Origin of the sequence: Gordonia sp. p3-SID1431, from assembly GCF_025143765.1 — a bacterium.
Lineage (GTDB): Bacteria > Actinomycetota > Actinomycetes > Mycobacteriales > Mycobacteriaceae > Gordonia > Gordonia hongkongensis.
Genome location: NZ_JAMBDT010000056.1, coordinates 1 through 24945 on the forward strand (window position 1 = coordinate 1; position 24945 = coordinate 24945).

A 24945-nucleotide genomic window follows, 5' to 3' on the forward strand; every position below is an offset into this window, starting at 1 on the left:
CTGTCACACCAGGCCCTTCGTGGCTCGTCGCTGGCGCTCCTCGCACCTCAGGGAGCAGAGGGAGGGCATCGCTTGCACCCCACAGACCAGCGGTGTTGAGGCTCTTTCGGATTAGGGAGCAAATGGTGGGTCGATCTTTCGGATCGGGGACCGGGGTCCCTCCGCAAGCTCCGGGCGCGCCTCGAAAAGCATTGAGAGGCGCTCCTTTCGGAGTAGGAGCATGCCGCGCGTCGCGATCAGGACGGCGCGACCACCCGCAGGACCTCTCGCCCCGAGTGCAGCCGGGAGATGTTGTCGGTGATGTCGCGCACCCGCCCCACGAACGTGTCACGGGTGACCCCCGAGATGTGCGGGGTCATCAGCACGTTGGGCAATTCGCCGAACGGCAGGCCCGACGGGTCCGCTCGATCGCTGCCCGTCGGATAGCGATACCAGACGTCGAGCGCTGCTCCGCCGACCAACCCGTCTCGGAGGGACTCGTACAGATCCTGCTCGACGACGAGCGGGCCGCGGCCCACGTTGACCAGCACACCCACGGGCCCGAGCCGCCGCAGGTGGCCGGCGTCGATCATCCCGGTGGTACTCGCGGTCAGCGGCGCGGAGACCACCACGACATCGGATTCGTCCATCAGACGATCGAGATCAGTGGTGTCGCCGTACCATTCGAGCCCGGTGTCGTCGGCGACCCGGCCGGACCCGGTCACCGCACAGGCCCGCGCGCCGAAGGCACCCATCAGGTCTGCGGTTCGTCGACCGATGTGGCCGAAACCCACGTAGCCGATCATCGCGCCACGCAGAGTCCGCGGCTGTTCCACCCCGTCGCGGTACACCGCCGAGGCCCACAACCCCTGGCGTAGCGCGGCGTCCTGGCCGAGGAGACCTCGGCGCACCGTGACCACCGCGGCGGCGATGTACTCGGCGATCGAATCCTCGTGGTGAAAGGTGTTGGCCACCTCGGTGTTCGCCGCGAGGTCACCGAAACTGACCTTGTCGGTGCCGGCGCCACCGGTCAGCACCAGCCGCAGACCGGATCCCGCGCGAGCCATCGCCGGGGTCACCCGACCGCCCACGTAGACGTCGGCGTCGGCCAGATCGGCCACGAGCGCGGCCTCGTCGAAGGCCGCGTGCCAGGACGTGTCCACACTCGCGGGCAACAGGCTCTCGAACAACTCGCGGTGCGGTACGAAGTTCCGTTCACCCACCACGACTTTCAGATCGTCGCCGCGCGTTTCCGCCACGACCTCAGCTCCGCACGAGCGCGGGTCGTTTGCTGTCGAACGTCCAGTCCGGGATGAGGAATTGCATTCCGACCGCGTCGTCCCGCGCCCCGAGCCCTTCGGAGCGGTACAGCTGATGGGCGGCTTCCACCTGCTCCATGTCGAGTTCGACGCCGAGACCCGGCCGGTCGGGAACCGTGAGGTGACCGTCGACGATCTCGTACGGCTCGGTGGTGAGACGTTGTCCGTCCTGCCAGATCCAGTGCGTGTCGATCGCGGTGATCTCGCCCGGCGCAGCGGCCGCGACGTGCGTGAACATGGCCAGAGACACGTCGAAGTGGTTGTTGGAGTGCGATCCCCAGGTGAGCCCCCAGGCATCACACAGTTGCGCGACGCGCACCGAGCCGGCCATGGTCCAGAAGTGTGGGTCGGCCAGCGGGATGTCGACCGCATTCGTGCGGATCGTGTGCCCGAGCTCGCGCCAGTCGGTCGCGATCATGTTGGTCGCGGTAGGCAACCCGGTCGCGCGCTTGAATTCGGCCATCACCTCACGGCCGGAGAACCGGCCCTCCGGTCCCACCGGGTCCTCGGCGTAGGCGACGACATCGCGCAAGCGTCCGCCGATCCGAATCGCCTCCTCGAGCAACCAGCCGCCGTTGGGATCAAGCGTCACCCGGGCCGTCGGGAAGCGTTCCGCCAGCGCGGTGACGACGTCGGCCTCCTCGTCGGGCGACAGAACCCCGCCCTTCAGCTTGAAATCGGCGAAGCCGTAACGCTTCTGGGCCGCCTCGGCGAGTGCGACGACACCGTCGGCATCAAGGGCCTCCTGATGGCGCAAACGCATCCAGTCATCGGTCTCGCCGGCACCGTCGGCGTAGTCCAGCGTTGTCCTGGTGCGATCCCCCACGAAGAACAGATAACCGAGCGCAGCAACCCGATCACGCTGCTGTCCCTCGCCGAGCAGCGCCGTCACCGGCACACGGAGGTGCTGGCCGAGGAGATCCAACAGTGCCGATTCGACGGCGGTCACCGCGTGGATCGTGATGCGTTGATCGAAAGTCTGATCCCCGCGGCCACCACGGTCACGATCGGCGAACGTGCGCCGGATGTCCTGCAGGACCGCGTTGTACTCGCCGATACCGCGTCCTTCGACGATCGGCCGCGCATCGTCGAGCGTGGTGCGGATCGGTTCGCCGCCCGGGACCTCACCGACCCCCTGGTTGCCTTCGGAGTCGGTCAGCACGACCAGGTTCCGGGTGAAGAACGGGGCGTGTGCGCCGGACAGGTTGAGCAGCATGCTGTCTCGTCCCGCGACGGGGATCACCCGCATCTCGGTGACCACCGGGGTCGTCGTGGACGTCGATGTGGCTGTCGTCATGGTGATTCCTTTCAGAAGTGTCAGAAGAAGATCTGCTGGCCGATGAGCAGTGCCGCGCCGACGGCCGACACCGTGATCGACACGGTGCGGAGCCGATCCCGGTCGAGTACCCGGTTGACGGCGCGGGAGGCGATGAAGCCGAGGACGACGACCGGTGTCAGGGCGAGGAACGCCCAGAGGATCTCGGCGCTCACGCTGCCGGTCGCGGCGAGCGCTGCCATCGACATCAGGCTGCCGACGAGGAAGAACGCACTCATGTTGCTACGCACGTGCGCGTTCTCCTCGCCGGAGTACACCAGCGCCATCGGTGGGCCGCCGATCGACGTGGCCGTGCCGAGCAATCCGGAGGCCGCGCCCGCGGTCGCCAGGTTGCGGCGTACCGGTGCAGGCCGCCAGCCGACGGAGGCGATCACGACACCGCCGAGCACGACCGCCGCCAACAGCAATGACAGACCGCGGGTGGGCAACCAGACCAGCAGCAGGGCCCCGGCGATGGTCCCGGGGACCCGACCGGCCAGAGCCCACCCGGTACCGCGGAAGTCCAGGCTTCCCCGCTCGCGGATCACCACCAGCAGCGTGACTGTCGTCGCTGAAGCGATCAGCATGCCGGGAAGCAGTGTCGGCGCCACCAGGGCGACCACCGGCGCGGCGAGCATGCCCATCCCGAAACCGATGGATGCCTGCATGCAGGACGCGAGGAACACGGCCACCGCGATGGTCACGCATGCCACGACGCTCACGCCAGTACGGCCTTCGTACCGCCGGGCGTGTTCACGCCGCCGGGGCGGGCATGCCCAGGCCGACCCGTCCGCGGGGGTGATAGCACTCGGCGATGTGTCCGGCCTCCTGCCGATCGGTGACGGCCGGCGGCAGCGCGGTCGCGCAGACGTCGGTGGCGTGTGCGCAGCGCGTCCGGAACCGGCAGCCCGACGGCGGATTGAGAGGCGAGGGCACCTCGCCGCTCAACAGGATTCGCTCGCGGCGGTTGTCGGCGTCGAGCGTCGGTGCCGCGGACATCAGCGCCTCGGTGTACGGATGCGCAGGATGGTCGAACACGGCTTCGGTACTGCCTGTTTCGACGATCCGGCCCAGGTACATCACCGCGACCCGGTCGGCCACATGACGCACCACCGACAGATCGTGCGAGATGAAGATGTAGGAGATGTCGAGCTCCTGCTGGAGTTCGTTCAGCAGGTTCAGCACCTGCGCCTGTACCGAGAGGTCCAGCGCCGACACCGGCTCGTCGCAGATGATCACCTCGGGATCGAGCGCGAGCGCACGGGCGATTCCCAGGCGCTGACGCTGACCGCCCGAGAACTCCTGCGGGCTGCGGTGTTCGTCGCTCGGCCGCAACCCGACGAGATGCAGCAGTTCACGGACGCGGGCGGCCCGGTCACGCTTGCGCGGGTACAGGTCCTTGTGGGTACGCCACGGCTCGCCGATGATCTCGGCCGCGGTCATCCGATTGTTCAGCGAGGCATACGGATCCTGAAAGACCATCTGCACCTTGCGACGCAGGGCGAGCAGGTCCTTGCCCTTGAGCCGGTACGGGTCGGTGCCGTCCCATCGGACGGTGCCGGTGTCGGGCCGCTCGAGCATCATCAGCGTTCGGGCGAGAGTGGACTTGCCGCAGCCGGATTCGCCGACCAGACCGAGTGTCTCGCCGCGGCGGAGATCGAGATCGATCCCGTCGAGCGCCCGGAGTTGTTTGCGGCCGCCCTTGCCGGAAACCGCGAAGGTCTTTCCGACGTCGCGTACTTCGAGGACCCGACTCGAGTCGAGCGGGGCCGCGGCACCGCGCGCCTTGTCGCGGCCGGGCGTCGTGGCGAGGCTGGTCGTCTCAGGCATTGTCGATCTCCTCCGAGAAGTGGCAGGCCGCGGCCCGGTTGGTGCCGGTGGTCGTCAGCGTCGGCCGTTGCTGCACGCACTGCGCGCGGGCCAGCGGACACCGCGCCTGGTACACACAGCCCGTCGGGATCGAGTGCAGGTCGGGCGGCGTACCGCCGATCGACTTGAGATCGGCCCCGCGTTCGGCGCTGACGGGAACGGAATCGAGCAGTCCTTTGGTGTACGGATGCCTCGGACTGCGGAAGACCTCGGCCACCGGCCCGGTCTCGACGACGTTGCCCGCGTACATGATCGCGACGCGGTCGGCCTGCTCGGCGACGAGCGCGAGGTCGTGGGTGATCAGGACGACCGCCATGTCGTGTTCGGCCCGGAGGCGCCCCAGCAGCGCCATGATCTGAGCCTGCACCGTCACGTCGAGCGCGGTGGTGGGTTCGTCGGCGAGCAGCACCTTGGGGCTCAACGCCACCGCCATCGCGATCAGCAGACGTTGCCGCATCCCGCCGGAGAACTGGTGCGGGTAGGAGTCGACCCGTGACTCCGGTTCCGGGATGCCCACGTGCCGCATCAGTTCGATCGCCTCGAGACGGGCCTTCTTCTTCGACATCCCACGATGGATGCGGAACGGTTCGGCGAGCTGGGTCCCGACCGGGTACACCGGATTGAGCGCAGTCAGCGCGTCCTGGAACACGATCGCGAGTTCGGTGCCGGCCATCTCGCGTCGCTTCGACGCCGAGGCGGAGACGAGGTCGACGGAGTCCAGGACGATCGATCCGTCCGAGACCGAGGCGATCGGGTCGAGCAACCCGACGAGCGCCTGTGCGGTCATCGACTTGCCACACCCGGATTCGCCGAGCAGCGCCAGCGTTTCGCCACGACGGGCGCGGAAGGACACGTGGTCGACCGCCCGCACGGTACCGGTGGGCGTTCGCAGATCCACGGTCAGGTCGACGACGTCGAGTGCGACCCGATCGTCGGTGCCGGCGTCGGGCCGGTCGAGGGCAGGAGCACTCATCGCAGCGCCTTTCGTGAGGAGAAGAACCGCTTCCGGGCGTTCGGGGTGGTCAGTCGCCACCGCTGACCGGGGTCGGTCGCGATGCGCGCCCACGCGGCCAGCATCGTGGCCGACACGGTCGTGATGACGATCGCCAGGCCCGGGAAGAACGACAGCCACCATGCGGTCTGCAGGTAGGTCCGGCCTTGCGACACCATCAGGCCCCAGCTGACGTCGGGCGGCTGGATACCGATGCCGAGGAACGACAGCGACGACTCCGCGAGCATCACGTAGCAGAAGTCGAGGGTGGCCACGGTGAGCAGCGTGGGGAGCAGGATCGGCAGGACGTGCCCGCGGAGTATCGCACCGCTGCTCGCACCGAAGGTCCGTGCCGCGTCCACGAACACGCGACTCTGCAACTCGGCGGATTCGGCCCGCGCGGTCCGTAGGTAGATCGGGATCCGGGTGATCGCCAGCACCGCGATGATGTTGGCGGCGCTCGGCGAGAACACGTACAGGATCACGACTGCGAGCAGCAGCGACGGGAAGCTCATGATGACGTCGGCGATGCGCATCGCGGTGGTCTCACGCCAGCCGCGGTGGTATCCCGCCCACATGCCGATCGCCGAGCCCACGACGCACGAGATGATCACCGCGGGCAGGGAGACCATGAGCGTGGTCTGGCAGGCGACGATGAGCCGGGCGAGCATGCTGCGACCCAGCGGGTCGGTGCCCAGCACGTTCATCCAGCCCGTGTCGAGGTTGAACGGCGGGAGGTTCGACTCGTCCAGGTTCTGGTCGGTGGCGGCGTCCCCGACCAGCCACGGACCGAAGATCGCGGTGAGCAGGATGAAGGTCAGGATGCCGGCGGCGACGGTCGCGAACTTGTCGCGGAGCAGCAGCCGCCACAGCGGCAGTTGCCCGCCGGGCACCTTCTTGGCGGCGACGGAGTCGCCGGTGATGTCGGTCGAGGCGACGGGACTCGTCGTGTCGACGGGATCGGTGACGATGGACATGTGTCAGTACTCCTCGATGTGTCCGGCGACTAGACCGTGGCCTTGTCACGAACGCGTGGGTCCAGGAGGGCGAGACCCGCGTCGATGACGATGTTCAGGATGAAGATGCTGAGAGCGGTGAGGAGCACCGCGGCCTGCAGGACCGCGAAGTCGCGTTGCAGGATCGAATCGATCATCAGCTTGCCGATGCCGGGCCAGCCGAAGATGGCTTCGACGATGACCGCGCCGTTGATCAGGCCGACCGCGAGATCGCCGGCGACGGTGAGGGCGGGGGCGGCCGCATTGCGCAGTGCGTGGTGGGTGACGATCCGGAAGTCTCCGGCCCCTTTGCTTCTCGCCACCTTGACGTAGGGGGCCGACAGGGCCGAGACCATGGCGCCGCGCACCACCTGGGTGAGAACGCCCAGCGGTCGGATCATCAGTGTCGCGATCGGCAGGACCCAGGCCAGCACCCCGCCGGTCCCGGACGTCGGCAGCCAGCCGAAGACAACCGCGAAGATCCAGATACCGGTGATCGCGAACCAGAAGTCGGGGACGCTGGCCGCGGTCATCGACAGCAGGCTCGAGAAGCGGTCGGCGAGTGAGTTCGGTCGGTAGGCCGCCCAGCAACCGATCATGATCGAGCCGAGGACCGACAGCACGAGCGTGACGAAAGCGAGCTGCAGAGTCGCCGGGAACGCTGCGAGCGCCATGCTCGCCGCCTGCTGACCGGTCTTCAGTGACTCACCGAAGTCGAGGTGGAAGACGCCGGCGAGGTAGTCGGTCATCTGTTGCCAGATCGGTTTGTCGAGCCCGTTCGCGGCGGCGAACTCGGCGCGCTGCTCCGGGGTCGCGGAGACCGGGAGGTAGAGATTGGTGGGGTCGCCGGTGAGCCGGGCCATGAAGAACACGCCGAACAAGACGATGATCAGCGGGATCAGGCTGGTGAACATCCGGCGCCGGAGGAAGGTGAGCATCGGTCATCGCCTCTGTTTCAGTCGTTCTGGGCTGGCGCGTGGGTCATCTCGGCGAGACGCATCTCGTCACCGGTGGCCGAATTGGGCCGGTAGGCAACACGATTCGCTTTCGCGAGAACTGCTTGCATGTGTGCGATATACGCGTATTGGCGGATCTCGCGCGGCTCGGCGGCCAGGACCGCGGCGAGTGCGTTCTGACGGGCCGGGCCGGTGAGGGCCTCGGCGGCGCGGATCTGTTCGTCGTAGGCGGCTGTGCCGTAAGTGCTCTGGTATCCGTCGGACAGCATGTACTGGTCGAGGGTGAACTGGGTGTCACCGGCCTGGTTGCCGTGCATGATCATCAGCAGCACCGGCCCCGACCCGGGTACGAAAGGCCTTGTCTGATACTGCATCTGACCTGATGTGTCCATCATCTCGATCTTGACGTCCAGCCCGATCTTGCTGAGCGTGAATTGCAGGTTCTCGATGGTCTCGTTGATCTTCGGGAACTGACCGGTACGGCCGATGAGGCGGATGGTCCGGTCGACCGGTACCCCGTCCGCACGGGCTTCGTCGACCAGGCGCTTGGCGCGGTCGAGGTCGTACGGCGTCGGGGTCAGCTGGTCGTTGTAGCCGACGATGCCCTCCGCGACCAGCTGGGCCGCGGGTGTACCGAGACCCTGGAACAGCGCGTCGACGATGCCGACGCGGTTGACGGAGAGATCGATGGCCTCGCGCACCCGGTAGTCGGTCAGGGGCGCATCGGTGGCCTGCATGCGCAGGGCGGTCGTCTCGTTGTTGGTGTAGGCGATGCCGAGATCACCTGCTCCGTCTTCGGGGCCGAGTGAGGTGGCGATGTCCGCTTCGTCGTTGGAGACCATCGCGGCACGGACACTGCCCTCGGAGCGCCATTGGTAGACGGCGCGGGTGAATGCGGGGGCGTCGCCGTGATAGTTCGGATTGGCTGTCAACGCCACGCGCTGGCCCGAATCCCAGAAGTCGACCATGTAGGGGCCGGTCCCGATCGGCACGCGCACCTTGTCGTCGGCGACGGTGGTGCGCGGGACGATCTCGATGAAGGAGAGACGCAGCGGAAGGATCGGGTCGGGCGTCTCCGTGCGGACCTCGATGGTGCTGGGGTCGACCACAGTCACCTCGCGGGTGCTGTCGTCGAAAACGTAGCCGTTGACGTCGCAGCCGATCGCCCCGTTGAACGTGCGGCGGATGGAGAACGCCGCGTCCTCGGCGTCGAACGGCTGGCCATTGCTGAATCGAATGCCCGAGGCCGTGGTGAAACGCCAAACGTTCGGCTCGACCTGGCTCCACGCCGTCGCGAGACTGGGCTGCAGTTCGCCACTGTTCGGATCCCGTTCGATGAGCGGTTCGGTGATGTTGGACCGGACCACGACACCGGTGGCCGTGAGGGAGGCGTCGCAGGGTTCCAGCGTCGGCGGCTCCTGGGGCAGGACGATGCGCAGGGTGTCCGGAGAGGCGCTCTCGCTCGCGGTCGTGTTCGCGACGCTGCAGCCACTGGCCGCGAGCACGGCCACCGCGGACAGTGCCAGCAGACACCCGGCGGGGCGCTTCCGGGATCGCAGAGCTGCGATCTGCATGGGGACCTCCGATGAAAGAAAGACTGCGAGTGATCTCGCGGTGGGCTCGACCGCGTTGTGACGGTAGACACACGCTATGAGCGTCGCGATGACGGCGTCAACAGAGCAAAAGCCCAGCAAAAGGCCATTTCGGCGGGTTTGGAGATCTTTTGAGAGCACTCCGAACCGGGTGCTCCGCGAGACAAAACCACCGCTGACCTGACGGTTCATTGCTGCTCTCTTGCGCTGGACGAATCGACAACCCCGTATCAATACAGTTTGAGTATCGGTCCATGTTATTTGCGTGTTGGACAGGTATCCGTGGCACTCCTAGCGTTGACCACATCCACCGAAGGACCGGTCTGTGTCCTGCACTCCTGGAGGTCAAGCATGACGAGCAGTTCGGCCGGCACCGCGACGGCGACGGAAACCATTGGACTGAAGGACCTTTCGTCGTTCCACGGCTCTGTTCTCCGCGTCGGCCCGCTGAAGCCCTCGCTCGAGGAGCGTCTCGAAGGTACCTACGGCGCCCCGCGACTGCCCGATGACCGAGAGGCGCGGAAGGCCTTCCTCGCGCGCAACGCCGACGCAGTGACCGCGGTCGTGACCTCGGGACGAACCGGGGTGGACGCCGGCTTGATGGCCGAGCTCCCGAACCTCGGCGCCATCGTCCATTTCGGCGTCGGTTACGACACCACCGACGTCACCCGTGCCGCCGAGCTCGGCATCGGCGTCAGCAACACCCCGGACGTCCTCACCGACTGCGTCGCCGACACCGCAGTCGGACTACTCCTCGACACGATGCGCGGACTCGCCGCGGCCGATCGGTTCGTCCGAGCCGGCCGCTGGCCCGTGGAAGGCAACGTTCCGCTCACCCGGAAGGTCTCCGGCACCGACGTCGGCATCCTCGGACTGGGCCGTATCGGCTCGGCGATCGCCCACCGCCTGACCGCCTTCGGGTGCCGGATCGCCTACCACAACCGCCGTCCCATCGACGGCTCACCGTATCGCTACGCGGCGTCGCCGGCCGAGCTCGCCACCCGCGTCGACGTACTGATCGTGGCCGCCGCCGGCGGTGCCGACACGCGCCATCTCGTCAACCGGGACGTCCTCGAGTCGCTGGGCGCCGACGGCTTCCTCATCAATGTGGCGCGCGGCAGCGTCGTCGACGAGGACGCCCTCGTCGACCTGCTGCGGCGCAGCCGACTGGCCGGCGCCGGGCTCGACGTGTTCGCGCGCGAGCCGGAGGTGCCCGAGGCGCTGCTGTCCATGGACAACGTCGTACTTCTCCCCCACCTCGCGAGCGGAACGGTCGAGACACGTGCCGCCATGGAGGAACTCACGCTCGCCAACCTCGAGACCTTCCTGCGGACCGGTGACCTGTCGACACCGGTCGTCGCACCGAATCACGCTCTGCGAAAGGACATCTGATGTCTGTCGTCCTCAGCTACCTGCCGACACCCGAGGGGCGCGGCGCACTCCCGTTCGGCTTCGCCGAGGCCCGTATGCGCGGCACCGACGTCGTGATCGTGGCCGATGGCGGCAACGCCTCGTCACCGGAGTTCCTGGTCGACCTGGAGAACGCGCGTGACGTGGCTCAGGCCGGTGACGTCGACTACCGTGTCGCCGAGAACGATCCGGGCCTCTCGCACGCCGACCAGCTCATCGACGCATCGTACGACGACGCAGCCGAGCTCCTGGTGATCGGCCAGCGCAGGCGTTCACCGGTCGGAAAACTACTGACCGGCAGCGTCGTCCAGCGTGTGCTGCTCGACGCACAGTGCCCGGTGGTCGCAGTCAAACCACCCGTGCGCGCCGCGGTCTGATCGGGCTCTCCGCCGCAACCCCTGCTGGTCGAGCAGCGTCGAACGAGCGAAGCGAGTCCGCCGCGCCCGTCGAGGCCACCGAGGTGAGGTCGTCGACGAGTTCAGGTGCACAGCCGACGAACTCGATCGAGGTCGCCGTCAGATCCATTCCCGTTCGGGGAGAACGTCTCTCATCAATCGTGCAAGAGCCGGGTTGGTATTGTCGGCACGCCAGGCGATGTTCATCTGCACGGGACGATCGCGGATCGCGGTGACCTCCTTGAACACCACCCCGTCGGGATGCATGGTCATGGCCGACTCCGGAACCAGCGCCATGCCCAGCCCGGAGTGCACCAGGACGAGCATGGTGTGCACCTGGGTGACGTACTGGACATAGCGGGGCGACGCCCCGACCGCGGTGAAGGTGCTGATCAGCAATTCATTGAAGTACCGCGCATCGGTGGGCGAATACATGATGACCGCCTGACCGTCGAAGTCCTCGATCGCGAGGTGCTCGACGTCGGCGAACTCATGATCGGCGGGCAGGGCGGCGACCAGGCGCTCATGGTGCAGCGGACGGGAGATCACACCTGGGCGAGAGATCGGCGGGCGGACGATGCCGAGGTCGAGATCACCGCGGACCAATGCCTCGACCTGCGCGATGGTGACCATCTCCCGCAACACGAGCCGCACGTCGGGAAGCTTCTCGCGGGCCGTCTGCATGAGCCGGGGCAAAACCGCCCGCGCCGAGGCACCCGTGAAACCGATGTTCACGGTGCCCAGGTCGCCCGCAGGCACCCGACGCACGGTCAGGGCCGCCCCCTCGGCGAGCGCGACGATCCGCCGCGCGTCAGGCAGGAAGGCCGCCCCGGCCGCCGTCAGCGACACCGCACGACTGCTGCGCTCGATGAGCTGAACTCCGAGTTCGTGTTCGAGCTGCTGGATCTGGCGACTCAACGGCGGCTGGGTCATGTGCAACCGCTCGGCCGCTCGGCCGAAATGCAGCTCCTCAGCGACCGCGATGAAGCAGGACAGGCGCGACAGAGAGAACATCGATCCACTTTCGGCATCGTAACCCGGCAATCTGCGGGGTGGTGTGGATGACGCTAACCCACTCCCACGGTGACGGTCGAGGGTTCGCTCACGCTCACCACCGCGGGCTGGAGTTCACCCAACCGCCGCGGCGGTGCTCGTGCTCACGCTCACCACCGCGGGCTGGAGTTCACCCAACCGCCGCGGCGGTGCTCGTGCTCACGCTCACCACCGCGGGCTGGAGTTCACGAAGCCCGGATCGATGGACTGCATGTACCCGGTATCGTCCCGGTCGCGGATGCCGCAGTCGAGGTACTGCTGGTGCAGGGCCTCCAGCGACTCGTCGTCGAGTTCGACGCCCAGACCCGGGCCGGTCGGGACCGGCACCGCACCGTCGACGATGCCCAGGACGCCGGGCTTCACCACATCCTCGGTCTTCCACGGCCAGTGGGTGTCGCAGGCGTAGGTGAGGTTGGGTGTCGCAGCCGCGAGATGCACCATCGCGGCGAGGCTGATGCCCAGGTGCGAATTGGAGTGCATCGACAGGCCGAGTCCGAAGGTCTCACAGATACCGCCGAGAAGACGCGACCGCTGCAGGCCGCCCCAGTAGTGGTGATCGGACAGGACGACCGAGACCGACCGCTTGCGCACCGCCGGTTCGAGGTGATCGAAGGCGACCACGCACATGTTCGTCGCGAGCGGCATGGACGCCTGCTCGGCGACGCGCGCCATACCGTCGAGGCCCGGGGTCGGGTCTTCCAGGTACTCGACGATGCCCTCGAGTTCCGCCGCAACGCGCAGCGAGGTCTCCACGGTCCACGCCGCATTGGGGTCCAGGCGCAACGGGATTCCGGGGAACTCGGCGTGCAGCGCCTTGATCGCGGCAATCTCTTCGTCGGGGGCGAACACGCCGCCCTTCAGTTTGATCGCGGTGAACCCGTAGCGGTCGATCATCCGGTGCGCCTGCCGGATCAGTCCGCTCGGATCGACGGCCTCGCCCCACTCGTCCGGCAGTCCGTTGGTGCCGGCCGCCCCGGGGTGGGCCGCCCACTTGTAGAACAGGTAGGCGCTGAACGGAACTCGGTCCCGCACGCGGCCGCCGAGCAGATCGCTCACCGGTCGACCGAGGACCTTGCCCTGGATGTCGAGACAGGCGACTTCGAATGGCGAGAAGACACGATCGGTGGTGCTGGCCGTGGTGATCATGCCGGCCACTCCGTCGCCCCCGGTCACCGACAGGGTCGAGACCCGCAGGTCGATGGCATCGCGCAGGTTGTGGAGCGCGAAGGCATCGAGTCCGATGATCGCCTCGGCGGCGGCCTCCACCCGCGCGAGATGAGCGGTGTCGGCATAGGTCTCGCCGAGCCCGCGGATTCCGCCGGCCGTCTCGATCACGATGATCGCCCGCAGTGCGTAGGGCTGGTGCACACCCACCGTGTTGAGCAGCGGCGGGTCGACGAAGGCGACCGGGGTGACCGTGACCTCGGTGATCGTGGTGTCGGTGTGCGGACTCGCCACGGTTCGCGTCCCGACCGGCACCGACTGGAAGGTATTCGTCGACATGAGTTCTCAGACCGTGGCCTGCGCGGCGAGCGTCGTCGCGAGGACGGCGCGCCCGGCGGCGGTGATCCGCTCGAGCTCGGCCTGGTGCTCCGGTGTCGGCTGGACCAGCGGCGCGCGCACCGGACCCGCTTCGATGCCCTCCATCGTCACACCGTGCTTCACGAGTGCGACCGCATAGCCCGGCACCCTGTTGCGCAGACGGACCAAGGGGTGGAAGAACTCTCGCAGCAGCGCCTCGGTCAGCTCGACGTCGCCGTTCTCCAACGAGTTGTAGAAGGCCAGGGCCAGTTCCGGGGCGAACGCGAACGTCGCCGACGAGTACAACGTGACACCGATGGCGCGGTAGGCCTGCTGGGTGATCTCGGCGGTGGGCAGGCCGTTGAAGAACAGGAACTCCTTGCTGTCCCCGAGTGCTTCCTTGACCGCGATCACGATGCGCGACACGTTGTCGAGGTCACCGGTGCCGTCCTTGAACCCGATGACCGTCGGCAGCTTGGCGACCTCGATGGCCGACGCCTCGTCGAACAGGGCGTTGCCGCGGTTGTAGACGATGAGCGGCAGATCGGTGGAGGCCGCGACCGACCGCGTGTACTCGGCGAGGCCGGCAGGCGGCATCGTCACCAGATACGGGGGCAGGAGCAGGATGCCGTCGGCCCCATTGGCCTTCGCACTCACCGCGAACTCGCGGGCCTGGACGAGGGAGCCGCCGGCACCGGCGAACACCGGGACGCGACCAGCGACGGTCTCGACCGCACAGCGGACGATCCGCCCGAACTCCTCGAGTCCGAGGGCGTGGAATTCGCCGGTGCCGCAGGCGACGAACACGCCGCCGGGACCGGCGGCAACCCCGCGGTCGATGTGTTCGGCGAGGCGACGGTAGTCCACCTCTCCGCTGCTGTCGAAGGGTGTGACGGGAAAGAACAAGACGCCGTTGAGCATTGGGACTCCTTGGATGGGGTGAGGATCAGTCGCGGATGAGTTCGCCGTCGACACGGCGCCAGATCTGTTCGGGGTTTCCGTCGGCAATGGGGTCCGGCAACAGCGTCGTCGGAACGTCCTGATAGGCCACCGGCCGCAGGAAACGCTCGATGGCGAGCGACCCGACGCTGGTGCTACGGCTGTCGGAAGTGGACGGATAGGGTCCGCCGTGGACCATCGCGTGTCCGACCTCGACGCCGGTTGGCCACCCGTTGAAGAGGATTCGCCCGGCCTTGAGTTCGAGTGCCTCGAGAAGCACCCGGGCGTCGTCGAGGTCGGAGTCCGCGGCATGCACGGTCGCGGTGAGCTGACCTTCGAGCTCGGCGGTCACCTCCCGCACCTGCTTGAGGTCGCGACACCGCACCACGAGGCTCGACGACCCGAAGATCTCCTGCTGCAACGTCTCCGAAGCGAGAAAGGTCTCCGCCCGCGTGCCGAAGAGCGCGGCGGCGCAGGTGTTCGGACCCGTCGCTTCCGCCGATCGGGCGAGAACCTCCGCGGCCGAACCGAACTCCTCCACGCCGGAGGCGTAGCTCGCGGCGATCCCCGGGGTCAGCATCGGCGTCGGCGTCGAGGCGGCGATCGCCTCCGCGGCAGCGGCGATGAATGCATCGAGATCGGGACCGTCGACCGCGATGACCAGGCCGGGATTGGTGCAGAACTGTCCCGAACCCATCGTCAGCGAGCCGACGAATGCGCGGCCGAGGCCGGCGGCATCGGCACGCAGCGCCCCCTCCAGCGGGTAGACCGGATTGATCGAGCTCATCTCTGCGTACACCGGGATGGGTTCGGCTCGCGACGCCGCAGCGGCGACGAGAGCCGTTCCGCCCGAACGCGACCCGGTGAAGCCCACCGCTTTGATGCGCGGGTCGGTCACGAGGGCGATACCCAGGTCGGGCCCGCTGCCGTAGAGCAGGGAGAAGGTGCCGGCAGGCATTCCGGTGGCGGCCACCGCCTCGGTGATCAGACGTCCCACCAGTTCTGATGTGCCGGGATGGGCGTCGTGGGCCTTCACCACCACGGGACATCCGGCGGCCAATGCCGACGCGGTGTCGCCGCCGGCGACCGAGAACGCGAGCGGGAAGTTACTGGCGCCGAACACGGCGACGGGTCCGAGCGGCACCTTGCGCTGCCGGATGTCGGCGCGCGGCAGCGGCGTCCGATCCGGCCGTGCGGGATCGATACGGGCGCCGTGCCAGCTGCCCTCGCGCAGCACCGAGGCGAACAACCGGAGCTGACCCGACGTCCGTCCCACCTCACCGGTGATCCGCGCCGCCGGGAGTCCGGTCTCGGCCACGGCACGCTCGACGAGGACCTCGGTCGCCGCATCGAGGTTGTCCGCGATCGTCGAGAGGAACCGCGCCCGTTCTTCGGACGAGGTGGCGCGATACGGTCCGAACGCTTCCGCGGCCGCAGCGGTGGCACGGACGACGTCGGCTGGGGTTCCGTGTGTGTACGCGGGCAGGAGACGAGTGCCTGTCGTCGGGTCCACGCCGTGGACGGCCTTCCCCGCGCCGGTCACCCGCTCACCCGCGATGATCAGTTGTCCGGTGAGGTCCTGCGTCGTCAGCGGTGCGGGGTGCTGCGCAATGGTCATCGTGGTCCCATCCGTTGTGCGTTGGCATTCCGCCGAGGTGGCCCGGCCGCGGCGGCGCCACGAGAGAGGTGTCATCTGCTCTCGATGGCGGGTCGCCGTCGGCGCGGCTGTGCGGTGAGCTCGGCCTTGACCCGACCGTAGAACCCACGATCCATACATGTCCAAGTCAAATATGGACGTCTTCAATGCTCAGAGTGAATCGACCCAGGTGTCCGGTTCAGTCGGGACGCGCTCGGTTGTCAGCCGATACGTCATCCGGCCGGCCCACGCCGCGCCGCGTACCGGACCAACAGCAGTCGACAGTGGGACAATCACTGCGCCGAATCCGACATACCGCACATCGCCGAGCCACGGCGAGCGCCGGCTGTCGGAGCGGGCACACCACCCATTCGACGAAAGCGGAATCCAGAACCGATGAAGCGCATTCGCCTCCTCGCCGTCATGGCCCTGGCCATCTCGGCACTCACCGTCTCCTACGGCACCGCACACGGCGCTCCCGCGCCCGCGGCGCCGTCCCACTTCTCCAGCGCATCCGCCGACGGGACCTCCATCACCTCCCAGCTCCGCAACGCGACGTTCGTCGCAGGCGAGCAGGAACTCCGGGTCGTCGACTCACACGGACGGACCATCGAGCGAATCGGACTGGTGCTGCCGTTCGACGGCGCCGCTGTCCCGATGCGCGCGAAGGTCTCCGCCGACCGCACCCAGGCGACGTTCACCCCGATCCTCACCCCCGAAGCCCGCGCGGCGATCGCTGCCGGCGTCCGCCCGGCCTCGGCGAAGAAGGACCGCGCCTACCAGCAGATGATCTGGCACATCACCAACGGGTGGAACCGCGGCGGCAACGTCACCACCGCCATCGGCGCTCTCGCCGGCCTCATCATCGGCTGCATCATCATCGTCGGCTGTGTCTGGGGTGCGGGCGTCGGCGCGGCCATCGGAGCGGTCATCGGTATCAACAACGGCGACCCCCGCGCCGGGCAGTCGATCCTGAACTGGATCAACACTCCGTAAGTCCAGCGAGCAGGGCTTGGCTTCTCGGGTCCCAGATGCTGCAGAATCCCCAACTCCGCGTGCGGGGTTGGGGATTTTCTGCTTCTTCCGGCCTCGTGGACGCGTTTTCGGCGCAGGAGGCCGCGTGCACCGCGCCGTGGAAGGTCGAAGGCCGTCAGTGACCGTGTCGGCAATCGGCGCCGAACGTCCGACCCCGGGTCACACTCGCGCATCTCACCCAATGCAGATGCGCGTGTTCAGTCCGGTGGCGACGTCGTAACCGGCCGCTCAGATGCAGCAGATGACCCGCCGAACCTGACCGGCCGGGGCCCGATGATGGGTTGATCGATGTACGTCACGGCTCGTTCCATCAACGAGTTCGCCGCGCGCACACTGGTGGAGGTCGGTGCGGCTCTCTCGACCCCACGTGCTCCCGCCGACGACTCGTCGCCGAAAAGACCCCTCCGCGAACCGAGTTCGGCGCACCTCGAGACGGGGTAGCCCGGACGACTGGACATCGGCCCGACGTCTATCGACTTCAACCGACCCGAACCGTCGCCGACCTCCGGCATCGGATCGGATGGAGACCGCCGGATACATGTCTCACTACCCAGGACCCGGCGGGTCACCGCGACCGGAGAACACCGGGTCGTAACCCCGCCGCGCACCCACCCACGGGGCGCCACAAGAGTGCGTCATCGCACCAGGCCGAGAACCGCCGGCCGGCCACACCCGAGGGATACGCCCTCAACAGCCAACGCGCCCACATCGATACCTGGACAGGGGTGTAGCCATCGCTGAAGATGCGGTAGGCGACGCCACCGCGACACAGCTGTTTCACCTCCAGCGAGTAATGCTGACCTTGCCCCCCGGATAAGCGGCACGACGGCTCCGCCGGTCCCACGTATCGCCCGCACCATCGAGGCGACCGTTTCGACGACCCAGTCAGTGTCTCGGCGATAGCAATTCCCGCATACTCAGCGGCATCTGAAATCGCTGAGCCGGACGATACCCTTCGGCCCCCAACATATGTCGCCGCTACCTTCCACACGCCGGCAACGCCAGTCCGGTCGCCGCCGGGGACGTCGAGACTGCTCCATAAGTGAACATGCACACCCGATCCGCGCGTATTCGAAAACTGGAGCGACTTGAACCAGCCACTGATCACGATCCACGCACGGTCAACGCGAATCGACGCACAGTCAACGAAATATGCTGCACAGTCGATCGATTCACGGTTCTCGGCTTGTGGAATTTCCTCGAAATCGAACGCATGTTCCGGTACCTTGGAGTCATGCCAGAGCTCGCCACTCTCCTCGATCAACTCATCGAGACCACCCCGCCCGCCGACGACCCAACCGGCAGAGCAACATTCGACTCCCTCCACACGTGGCGCCTGATCCGCAACCTTGCCGATCACCAGATCGGCACCCACGCAGCACAACTCGACGAACTCGGCGTCGCGCAGAAGACCGGCAGCACCACCAAGAAGCTGCTGATCGAGTCAGGACATGCGCCGGCCGCCGCCCTCCGCACCATGCGCAGTGTCGACGCGCTGCCCAACCTGCCCGCTGTGGCGCGTCACGCTGCCGACGGACGACTGTCGAGCGAGATCGTCGATGCCATCGTCCGCGGCATGAACGAGATCGATAGACGTTGCGGGGAAGCGCTTTCCGTCGACAAGCGCTCCCGGTTTGAGATCGAACTCATCGCCCAAGCACTATCCGGTGCAACACCGACTGAAGTGCTCAAGCATGCGCAGGCCATCGGCAACGCTCTCGGCGATGCGTGTGACGCAGGAACCCCAGCGTCGGACGATGCAAGTTTGAACTCGGTGAGCGCCCACACCACCGACGACGGCCGCGTCGAAGTCCGCGCCGATCTCACCCAGGTCGTGGGCGAGAAGTTCCTGGCGATGATCGACGAACGATCCTGCCCACGACCCGAACCCGACGGCGCCAAGGATCGTCGCACCGCCGAGCAACGCCGCGCCGACGCCTTCGAATTGATCCTCGACCAAGCCGCGATCGGCGCGAGCATCGACACCGTTGGTTCCTCGCGCACTCAATTGATACTGACTATCCCCGCGACCGGAGACCTCGCAACGCTGCCGTGGACCGGATCGGTCAGCCAAGCGACCGCGAAACAGGCGTCGTGCGACGGCTCGCTGACCCCTCGAGGCTCGCTTCGCTCGCACCTCGTGGAGCAGGGGCGACTCGACGCTGAGGGCGTACCGCTACAGATGGGCCACACCCACCGCTTGTTCCCGGCGCACCTGCGCAAAGCAATGATCGTCCGCGACGCCTGCTGCATCAAATGCGGTGCGCCACCGTCACATACCCAGGTCCACCACGTCACCCATTGGGCCGACGGCGGACCCACCGACCTCGACAACGGTTGCCTGCTCTGCCAACGCTGCCACAACCAGGTCCACCACCACGGCTGGGACATCGTCATGGGATTCGACCGACACCCCTGGCTCGTCCCACCCGCCACCATAGACCCACACCGCCGACCACTACCCGCCTACAACCGCCGCACCATGCGCCTCGACGACGCCGCCTGACCGGCCGTCCGACAACCACTTTCGCGTAGCACCCTCCGCACCCGGGCCATACCCGGGACCGCATCCGTACTTTGACAACTCCACAGCGGAACACGACCGACCCGCTCCCACTCGGCCATTCGAGCGGGAGCGGGTTCCGGGCAGCCGAACCCGACGTCGACGTTGATCACTGAACAGACCTCGATCGAGCACCACGACGGCGGCAGTCGCACATGCAACAGCCTCACGGCGCGGTTCGTGACCACGTAGGCATGCGCGAACCCGCGCCGAACTCCAGAACACAAGAACTGCCGCACGCGTCGGCGAGCAACCTTCCTGCCGCCCAGGTCCTCGTCGTACGTCCCCGCGGCGTTGCTTGTTTACAAATAGACGTGAATGTCTAGACAACGGACATTGTCGCGGTTAATGTCTAGTGGCGTAGAACACAGCCCGCCCAGACAGGAGCGCGTATGAGTACCGCACCGACCCCGTTCACCGCGGATGACTCCGCCGCCGAGTGGAAGGACCGCAAACGCCATCTCTGGCTGCTCGGCCTGATCCCACCGACGTCGATCTTTCTCGCAATGGGTCTCGTCGCCGGCTTCAATGCGATCGGCCATGGTTTCGACGTCGTGTCGCCGGTGTGGTGGTGGATCGGGCCGCTACTCGTCTACGTCCTGCTCCCGATCCTCGACGTGTTCTTCGGGCCCGACGGATCGAATCCGCCCGAAGAGCTGATGGAGCAGCTGGAGAACGACAAGTACTACCGCTACTGCACGTACGTGTACATCCCGTTCCAGCTCGCGAGTCTCGTGATGGCCTGCCACCTGTGGACGGCCGACGACCTCAGTTGGCTCGGCATCGACGGCGGGCTCGGGCTCGCGTCGAAGATCGGGCTGGCGCTGTCGATCGGCGCTATGGGCGGGATCGGAATCAACACCGCTCACGAACTGGGGCACAAGAAGGACGATCTGGAACGCTGGTTGTCGAAGATCACTCTCGCCCAGACGTTTTACGGTCACTTCTACATCGAGCACAACCGTGGGCACCACGTGCGGGTCGCGACGCCCGAAGATCCGGCCAGCTCCCGTTTCGGAGAGTCGTTCTGGCGCTTCCTCCCCCGTAGCGTCTGGGGAAGCCTCACGTCCTCCGTCAAACTCGAACGCAAACGCCTCGAGCGGGCGGGCAAGCCCTTCTGGCATCCGAGCAACGACGTCCTCAACGCATGGGCGATGTCGATCGTGCTGTGGGGGGCGCTCACCGCGATCTTCGGCTGGGAGATCCTCCCCTTCCTCGTGATCCAGGCCGTCTACGGTTTCTCACTGCTGGAGACCGTGAACTACCTCGAGCACTACGGTCTACTCCGCCAGAAGACGCGGACCGGCCGCTACGAGCGGTGCACGCCCGAGCACAGCTGGAACTCCGACCACATCTGCACCAACATCTTCCTGTACCACCTCCAGCGCCACAGCGACCACCATGCGAACCCCACCCGGAGGTATCAGACGCTGCGCAGCTTCGACGGCGCGCCCAACCTGCCGAGCGGATACGCGAGCATGATCACGCTCGCCTACTTCCCGCCGATCTGGCGGCGGGTGATGGACAAGCGGGTGCTCGACCACTACGACGGAAACGTCGAACGGATCAACATCGCACCGCACCGCCGCGAACGCGTCCTGGCCGAGCACGGGGTGTCGCCGCGATGAGCACCTTCCGTTGTCCGGTCTGCGATTACGTCTACGACGAGACCGTCGGCGCCCCCCGGGAGGGATTCCCGCCCGGCACGCCCTGGGCCACCATTCCCGACGACTGGCCGTGCCCCGACTGCGGGGTGCGGGAGAAGATCGACTTCCTCGGCGCCGGGGGCGAAGCGAGCGGGCCGGATGAAATCAGCGAAGGGAACTCTGTGCGATGAATTTCAAGCTCTTCCGTTGCGAGGTTTGCGGTTTCGAGTACGACGAAGAGCTCGGCTGGCCGGAGGACGGCATCGAGCCGGGCACCCGCTGGGCCGACATCCCCGACGACTGGAGCTGCCCGGACTGCGGTGCGGCCAAGGCCGATTTCGAGATGGTCGAGGTGGCCCGTCCGTGAGCGCCGGCACCATCCGGGGCGGTTCGGTGGTGATCGTCGGCACCGGCGTAGCCGGCATGACGGCTGCGGAGTCGCTGCGTTCCAACGGTTTCGACGGAACAATCACCGTGTTCGGGGACGAGCCACAACTCCCCTACCGACGAACGGCGCTGAGCAAGAACCTCGTCGACGGCGACCTGACGGACGCCAAGATCACGCTCCGTCCGCCCGGGTACTGGTCGGATCGGGGCATCGAGATCGTGACCTCGACGCGCGTCGCCGACGTCGACACCTCGTCGCGGCGGGTCTGCCTCGCCGACTCCTCCCAGGTGGATTACGACGCGCTGGTCCTGGCCACCGGAGGGCGTGCCCGGCGACTCCCCGGCACGACGTCGTCCCCGCTCGCCCTGCGCACCCGGCACGACGCGGCCGAGCTCCGGCACGCGATCCAGGACGGGCCGGTGATCGTTCTCGGCGGCGGACTGATCGGACTGGAGATCGCCGGAGCCGTGGCGTCGACCGGAGACGGTTCGCGCGTCACCGTCATCGAGCGCGAGACGTCGCTGTTGTCACGGGTCGTTCCGGCAACGGTGGCCGAGGCGGTGGCGACCCTGCACCGGGAACGCGGGGTGCAGATCCTCACCGGCGTGGTGCCCACAACGATCACCGCCGAGTCCGTGACGTTGGCGGACGGGCGGACCTTGACCGGAACGGTGATCAGCGCGATCGGAATGGAGCCCGATCTCGAATTGCCGCGCAGCGCAGGGATTCCCGTCGATGCGGCCGGGATCGTCGTCGACGATTCGCTGCGAACCGGGGTCCCCGGCGTCTACGCGGCCGGCGACGTCGCGGCGCGGCCCCATCCGTTGACGGGCGCACCGATGCGTGCCGAGCAGTGGCTCACCGCGACCGAGCACGGCAGACTGGTCGCCATGACGATCGCCGCCGACCTCGGGCTGGACACCGGCATCAGCACTGCGGTACCGCGTGTGCCACTGGCCTGGACGATGCAGTACACGACCAACATCCAGATCGTCGGGTGGCCGACATCGGGAGATCGTGTGGAGGTCGACCTGGACGACTCCTGCTCTGTCGTGCGGGCTTTCGCCGGAAGTCGTCTCGTCGGCGCGGTCTGCCTGGGCAGGGGCGGCTCGGGACGATCCCTGCGCGCCGAGATCGAGTCATCTCTCCAGCCGGTCGGTGCGCACGGATGACGACTCGCAACTATGCGCAGGACAGCAAAGCCCTGCTGCACAATTCGCTTCTCGACGGACTGCACGACCTGCTGCTGGACCGGGACTGGGCGGCGGTGCGCATGTCCGATGTCGCCGCCGCGACGGGGGTCAGCCGCCAGACCGTCTACAACGAGTTCGGCTCCCGTTACGGCCTCGCGCAGGGCTACGCGGTGCGGTTGGCGGGCCGTTTCGCCGGCCATGTCGCAGATTCCTTGGCGAGTTCCGTCGACGACGTCACCGAGGCCCTGCACAAGGGTTTCGGTGAATTCTTCGCCGGAGTCGCCACCGACCCGCTGATCGCCTCGCTGCTGTCCGGCGAGGCCAAACCCGATCTGATGAAGCTGATCACCACCGATGCGGCACCGATCATCACCACGGCCGCCGACCGGCTGGCCGAGGCCTTCCGCGAGTCCGAGTGGCTGTCGATGCCGGAGTCCGACGTCGTGCGGATCTCGCGCGCGATCACCAGGATGGCGCTGAGTTACATCGCGATGCCCCCGGAGGGCGATCGCGACGTCGCATCCGACCTCGCCGAGGTCATCGCCCCCGCCATCGAGGCGGCCCGCACGCGGGTGTGACGTCAGCGCCGCAGCAGGTTCCGCGTGCCCCGACGGATCACCGCGCGGTAGATGCGGTCGATCGTGCCGATCCGCGCGTCCTCCGGGTCCACGAGTTCGTTCTCCGCGATGAGGGACTCCTCGCCGTCGATCGTCTCGTGATCGAAAGCCTCGAGTGTCCGGCCCGGGCCGGTCAGCCGATCGACCGCCCCGACGAGTGAGTTCTCCTGTGCCAGAGCATCGTCGAACACCTCGTGGTCGACGCCCAGATGCTCGGACAACAACCGCGTGCGCATGGACAGGATCGTCTCGCTCAGGTCGCCGTCGGCAGGGTCGTTCGGATCGGCCTCGATGGCGACGTCACACTCGCTGTCGAATCCGAGCGACCGGTTGTTGAGGTTCGAGGATCCGATGCGCAGGAGGACGTCGTCGACGATGAGCACCTTGGCGTGCACGTAGATCGGGTCCCCCTCGGCCGTCACGGGGTAGAAGGCGCGGAATCTGTCGTACTTGTCGGCGCGCCACAGGAGTTGCAGCAATTTGTGCCGCGCACCGTCCATGGCGAGCCGTTCCACCGGACTGTCCGCATGCCTCGGCAGCACCAGGACGATCTCGGGCCCGTCGGGCTCGGCGAGTCGTTCCGCCAGCGCGTCCGCGACCTCGCGCGCCGCCAGGTACTGGCTCTCGATGTAGATCGTGCGGCGGGCCGCGGCGAAGGCCGCACGGTACAGGCGCCGGATCTCCTCGACCTGGGGCCGGTCGTCGTACTGCGGAATCGTCCGGGCCACCGCGACGTCGCAGTCGGTGAACGTGACGTCGAGATCCGTCGGCCAGATGTCGGGGCCGTCGGTGTCGACGAGGGGTTTGAGGCTCTCGCCGGTGGCGGCCTCCCACCGGTCGAGCGCGACAGACGCGACCACGCGCGCGGCGTCGCCGTCGAGGGCGACCGTGACGTCATGCCAGGGCCCATGCGGCCGGTCATCGGGATCCCGGCGAAACTCGTTGTGCGACAGATGTTCCGAAGTGTCCCACCGGTTCACCGTCATGTCGATGCCGCCACAGAACGCGAACTGGTCGTCGATCACCGCGATCTTCTGATGATGCGCGGCGGAGACGGGGTGGGCGGCGTCGATCCGGTAGTGCAGACGACGGCCGGTGAGCAGATCCTGGACGAAGGGCGGCGCGACTCCGCGCAGGATTCCGGTGAACGCGCCGGTGCTCCAGCGCAGGACGTGGATCTCCAGTTCCGGACGGTTGTCGATGAGCCACCTCAGGAAGTCACCGAGCACGTCGGGGACCTCGTCGTCGGCGGTCCGCGGATCGAGCCGGATCCGGGTGTCCACGTCCCAACCGATGAGGACGATGCGGCGCCGGGCCTGCAGCAACGCCGACTTCGCGTGCAGGAAGTAGTCCGCCGCGTCGACGATGCATGCGACGCGGTCGGCGGTCGCGATCTCCCGGCACGTGTCCCCGGCACGCAGGATCGGCTCGTGATCTGACTCGTCCACCGCGTTCGCTCCTTGAATCGCCTTGGCCCCCCGACCGGCGCCCATTGTGCCAAGCGCGCATGTCGCCCGCGCGGGCGAGGCGCCG

Annotated in this window: 22 protein-coding genes; 9 read left to right on the forward strand and 13 right to left on the reverse strand. The window is 67.3% G+C overall.

The window, feature by feature from the left end; genetic code table 11:
• Window positions 1–236: 236 nt before the first annotated feature.
• From M4D77_RS14620 to M4D77_RS14655, 8 genes are read right to left on the reverse strand one after another with little or no spacing between them, the layout of a single operon-like run.
• Complete coding sequence (locus tag M4D77_RS14620) at window positions 237–1238, reverse strand: 2-hydroxyacid dehydrogenase (RefSeq protein ID WP_137808534.1); 1002 nt, start codon at window positions 1236–1238, stop codon at window positions 237–239.
• Between the two features lie 4 nt (window positions 1239–1242).
• The gene (locus M4D77_RS14625) at window positions 1243–2595 is read right to left on the reverse strand and encodes an enolase C-terminal domain-like protein (protein ID WP_159370986.1); all 1353 of its coding nucleotides are present in this window, start codon (window positions 2593–2595) and stop codon (window positions 1243–1245) included.
• A gap of 20 nt (window positions 2596–2615) precedes the next feature.
• A complete protein-coding gene (locus tag M4D77_RS14630; RefSeq protein WP_159370987.1) occupies window positions 2616–3335 on the reverse strand; it encodes a sulfite exporter TauE/SafE family protein in 720 nt (239 codons plus the stop codon).
• A gap of 31 nt (window positions 3336–3366) precedes the next feature.
• Window positions 3367–4443: an ABC transporter ATP-binding protein gene (locus M4D77_RS14635; protein ID WP_159370988.1), complete on the reverse strand. Its 1077-nt coding sequence runs from the start codon at window positions 4441–4443 to the stop codon at window positions 3367–3369.
• Window positions 4436–5455, reverse strand: coding sequence for an ABC transporter ATP-binding protein (locus M4D77_RS14640; protein WP_159370989.1), 1020 nt, complete (start codon window positions 5453–5455; stop codon window positions 4436–4438). The genes M4D77_RS14635 and M4D77_RS14640 overlap by 8 nt, the downstream gene beginning before the upstream one ends.
• Window positions 5452–6450 (reverse strand): ABC transporter permease, encoded by a 999-nt coding sequence (locus M4D77_RS14645; protein WP_137808531.1) that lies wholly within the window; start codon window positions 6448–6450, stop codon window positions 5452–5454. Before M4D77_RS14645 ends, M4D77_RS14640 begins: the two co-directional genes overlap by 4 nt.
• A gap of 29 nt (window positions 6451–6479) precedes the next feature.
• A complete protein-coding gene (locus M4D77_RS14650) occupies window positions 6480–7406 on the reverse strand; it encodes an ABC transporter permease (protein WP_159370990.1) in 927 nt (308 codons plus the stop codon).
• Between the two features lie 17 nt (window positions 7407–7423).
• On the reverse strand, window positions 7424–8998 hold the full coding sequence (locus tag M4D77_RS14655) for an ABC transporter substrate-binding protein (RefSeq protein ID WP_259936530.1): 1575 nt from the start codon (window positions 8996–8998) through the stop codon (window positions 7424–7426).
• A gap of 369 nt (window positions 8999–9367) precedes the next feature.
• Between M4D77_RS14655 and M4D77_RS14660 the strand changes: the two genes are divergently transcribed.
• A complete protein-coding gene (locus tag M4D77_RS14660) occupies window positions 9368–10408 on the forward strand; it encodes a 2-hydroxyacid dehydrogenase (protein ID WP_259936531.1) in 1041 nt (346 codons plus the stop codon).
• Window positions 10408–10803: a universal stress protein gene (locus M4D77_RS14665; protein ID WP_259936532.1), complete on the forward strand. Its 396-nt coding sequence runs from the start codon at window positions 10408–10410 to the stop codon at window positions 10801–10803. The genes M4D77_RS14660 and M4D77_RS14665 overlap by 1 nt, the downstream gene beginning before the upstream one ends.
• Window positions 10804–10941: 138 nt before the next feature.
• Here M4D77_RS14665 and M4D77_RS14670 read toward each other — a convergent pair whose 3' ends face one another.
• The 4 genes from M4D77_RS14670 to M4D77_RS14685 form a co-directional block, all read right to left on the reverse strand.
• A complete protein-coding gene (locus M4D77_RS14670; protein WP_068971942.1) occupies window positions 10942–11835 on the reverse strand; it encodes a LysR substrate-binding domain-containing protein in 894 nt (297 codons plus the stop codon).
• Between the two features lie 204 nt (window positions 11836–12039).
• Window positions 12040–13377, reverse strand: coding sequence for a glucarate dehydratase family protein (locus M4D77_RS14675; RefSeq protein ID WP_259936533.1), 1338 nt, complete (start codon window positions 13375–13377; stop codon window positions 12040–12042).
• Window positions 13378–13383: 6 nt separating this feature from the next.
• Window positions 13384–14316, reverse strand: coding sequence for a 5-dehydro-4-deoxyglucarate dehydratase (locus tag M4D77_RS14680; protein WP_259936534.1), 933 nt, complete (start codon window positions 14314–14316; stop codon window positions 13384–13386).
• Between the two features lie 25 nt (window positions 14317–14341).
• Complete coding sequence (locus tag M4D77_RS14685) at window positions 14342–15952, reverse strand: aldehyde dehydrogenase (NADP(+)) (protein ID WP_159370996.1); 1611 nt, start codon at window positions 15950–15952, stop codon at window positions 14342–14344.
• A 414-nt stretch (window positions 15953–16366) separates the two neighbouring features.
• On the opposite strand from M4D77_RS14685, the gene M4D77_RS14690 reads away from it, so the two are divergent.
• The 7 genes from M4D77_RS14690 (at window position 16367) to M4D77_RS14720 (ending at window position 23373) form a co-directional block, all read left to right on the forward strand.
• Window positions 16367–16966, forward strand: a complete 600-nt coding sequence (locus M4D77_RS14690) for a hypothetical protein (RefSeq protein WP_159370997.1) — start codon at window positions 16367–16369, stop codon at window positions 16964–16966.
• 1252 nt (window positions 16967–18218) lie between these two features.
• Window positions 18219–19511 (forward strand): HNH endonuclease signature motif containing protein, encoded by a 1293-nt coding sequence (locus M4D77_RS14695; protein ID WP_259936535.1) that lies wholly within the window; start codon window positions 18219–18221, stop codon window positions 19509–19511.
• Window positions 19512–19960: 449 nt separating this feature from the next.
• Window positions 19961–21196: an alkane 1-monooxygenase gene (locus tag M4D77_RS14700; RefSeq protein ID WP_259936536.1), complete on the forward strand. Its 1236-nt coding sequence runs from the start codon at window positions 19961–19963 to the stop codon at window positions 21194–21196.
• Window positions 21193–21405: a rubredoxin gene (locus M4D77_RS14705; protein WP_065632367.1), complete on the forward strand. Its 213-nt coding sequence runs from the start codon at window positions 21193–21195 to the stop codon at window positions 21403–21405. Before M4D77_RS14700 ends, M4D77_RS14705 begins: the two co-directional genes overlap by 4 nt.
• On the forward strand, window positions 21402–21581 hold the full coding sequence (locus M4D77_RS14710) for a rubredoxin (protein WP_058251790.1): 180 nt from the start codon (window positions 21402–21404) through the stop codon (window positions 21579–21581). The genes M4D77_RS14705 and M4D77_RS14710 overlap by 4 nt, the downstream gene beginning before the upstream one ends.
• Window positions 21578–22774, forward strand: a complete 1197-nt coding sequence (locus tag M4D77_RS14715) for an NAD(P)/FAD-dependent oxidoreductase (protein ID WP_259936537.1) — start codon at window positions 21578–21580, stop codon at window positions 22772–22774. Before M4D77_RS14710 ends, M4D77_RS14715 begins: the two co-directional genes overlap by 4 nt.
• On the forward strand, window positions 22771–23373 hold the full coding sequence (locus M4D77_RS14720; RefSeq protein ID WP_065632366.1) for a TetR family transcriptional regulator: 603 nt from the start codon (window positions 22771–22773) through the stop codon (window positions 23371–23373). Before M4D77_RS14715 ends, M4D77_RS14720 begins: the two co-directional genes overlap by 4 nt.
• Before the next feature lie 2 nt (window positions 23374–23375).
• Here M4D77_RS14720 and M4D77_RS14725 read toward each other — a convergent pair whose 3' ends face one another.
• Window positions 23376–24905, reverse strand: coding sequence for a phospholipase D-like domain-containing protein (locus tag M4D77_RS14725; RefSeq protein ID WP_396266588.1), 1530 nt, complete (start codon window positions 24903–24905; stop codon window positions 23376–23378).
• Between the last annotated feature and the right edge of the window lie 40 nt (window positions 24906–24945).

Coding starts and splice junctions, on each gene's coding strand:
- M4D77_RS14650 (WP_159370990.1), bottom strand. CDS start 7,406: ATGCTCACCTTCCTCCGGCGCCGGATGTTCACCAGCCTGATCCCGCTG.
- M4D77_RS14710 (WP_058251790.1), top strand. CDS start 21,402: ATGAATTTCAAGCTCTTCCGTTGCGAGGTTTGCGGTTTCGAGTACGAC.
- M4D77_RS14675 (WP_259936533.1), bottom strand. CDS start 13,377: ATGTCGACGAATACCTTCCAGTCGGTGCCGGTCGGGACGCGAACCGTG.
- M4D77_RS14660 (WP_259936531.1), top strand. CDS start 9,368: ATGACGAGCAGTTCGGCCGGCACCGCGACGGCGACGGAAACCATTGGA.
- M4D77_RS14635 (WP_159370988.1), bottom strand. CDS start 4,443: ATGCCTGAGACGACCAGCCTCGCCACGACGCCCGGCCGCGACAAGGCG.
- M4D77_RS14705 (WP_065632367.1), top strand. CDS start 21,193: ATGAGCACCTTCCGTTGTCCGGTCTGCGATTACGTCTACGACGAGACC.
- M4D77_RS14680 (WP_259936534.1), bottom strand. CDS start 14,316: ATGCTCAACGGCGTCTTGTTCTTTCCCGTCACACCCTTCGACAGCAGC.
- M4D77_RS14695 (WP_259936535.1), top strand. CDS start 18,219: ATGTTCCGGTACCTTGGAGTCATGCCAGAGCTCGCCACTCTCCTCGAT.
- M4D77_RS14685 (WP_159370996.1), bottom strand. CDS start 15,952: ATGACCATTGCGCAGCACCCCGCACCGCTGACGACGCAGGACCTCACC.
- M4D77_RS14625 (WP_159370986.1), bottom strand. CDS start 2,595: ATGACGACAGCCACATCGACGTCCACGACGACCCCGGTGGTCACCGAG.
- M4D77_RS14690 (WP_159370997.1), top strand. CDS start 16,367: ATGAAGCGCATTCGCCTCCTCGCCGTCATGGCCCTGGCCATCTCGGCA.
- M4D77_RS14720 (WP_065632366.1), top strand. CDS start 22,771: ATGACGACTCGCAACTATGCGCAGGACAGCAAAGCCCTGCTGCACAAT.
- M4D77_RS14725 (WP_396266588.1), bottom strand. CDS start 24,905: ATGGGCGCCGGTCGGGGGGCCAAGGCGATTCAAGGAGCGAACGCGGTG.
- M4D77_RS14645 (WP_137808531.1), bottom strand. CDS start 6,450: ATGTCCATCGTCACCGATCCCGTCGACACGACGAGTCCCGTCGCCTCG.
- M4D77_RS14665 (WP_259936532.1), top strand. CDS start 10,408: ATGTCTGTCGTCCTCAGCTACCTGCCGACACCCGAGGGGCGCGGCGCA.
- M4D77_RS14670 (WP_068971942.1), bottom strand. CDS start 11,835: ATGTTCTCTCTGTCGCGCCTGTCCTGCTTCATCGCGGTCGCTGAGGAG.
- M4D77_RS14700 (WP_259936536.1), top strand. CDS start 19,961: ATGAGTACCGCACCGACCCCGTTCACCGCGGATGACTCCGCCGCCGAG.
- M4D77_RS14640 (WP_159370989.1), bottom strand. CDS start 5,455: ATGAGTGCTCCTGCCCTCGACCGGCCCGACGCCGGCACCGACGATCGG.
- M4D77_RS14655 (WP_259936530.1), bottom strand. CDS start 8,998: ATGCAGATCGCAGCTCTGCGATCCCGGAAGCGCCCCGCCGGGTGTCTG.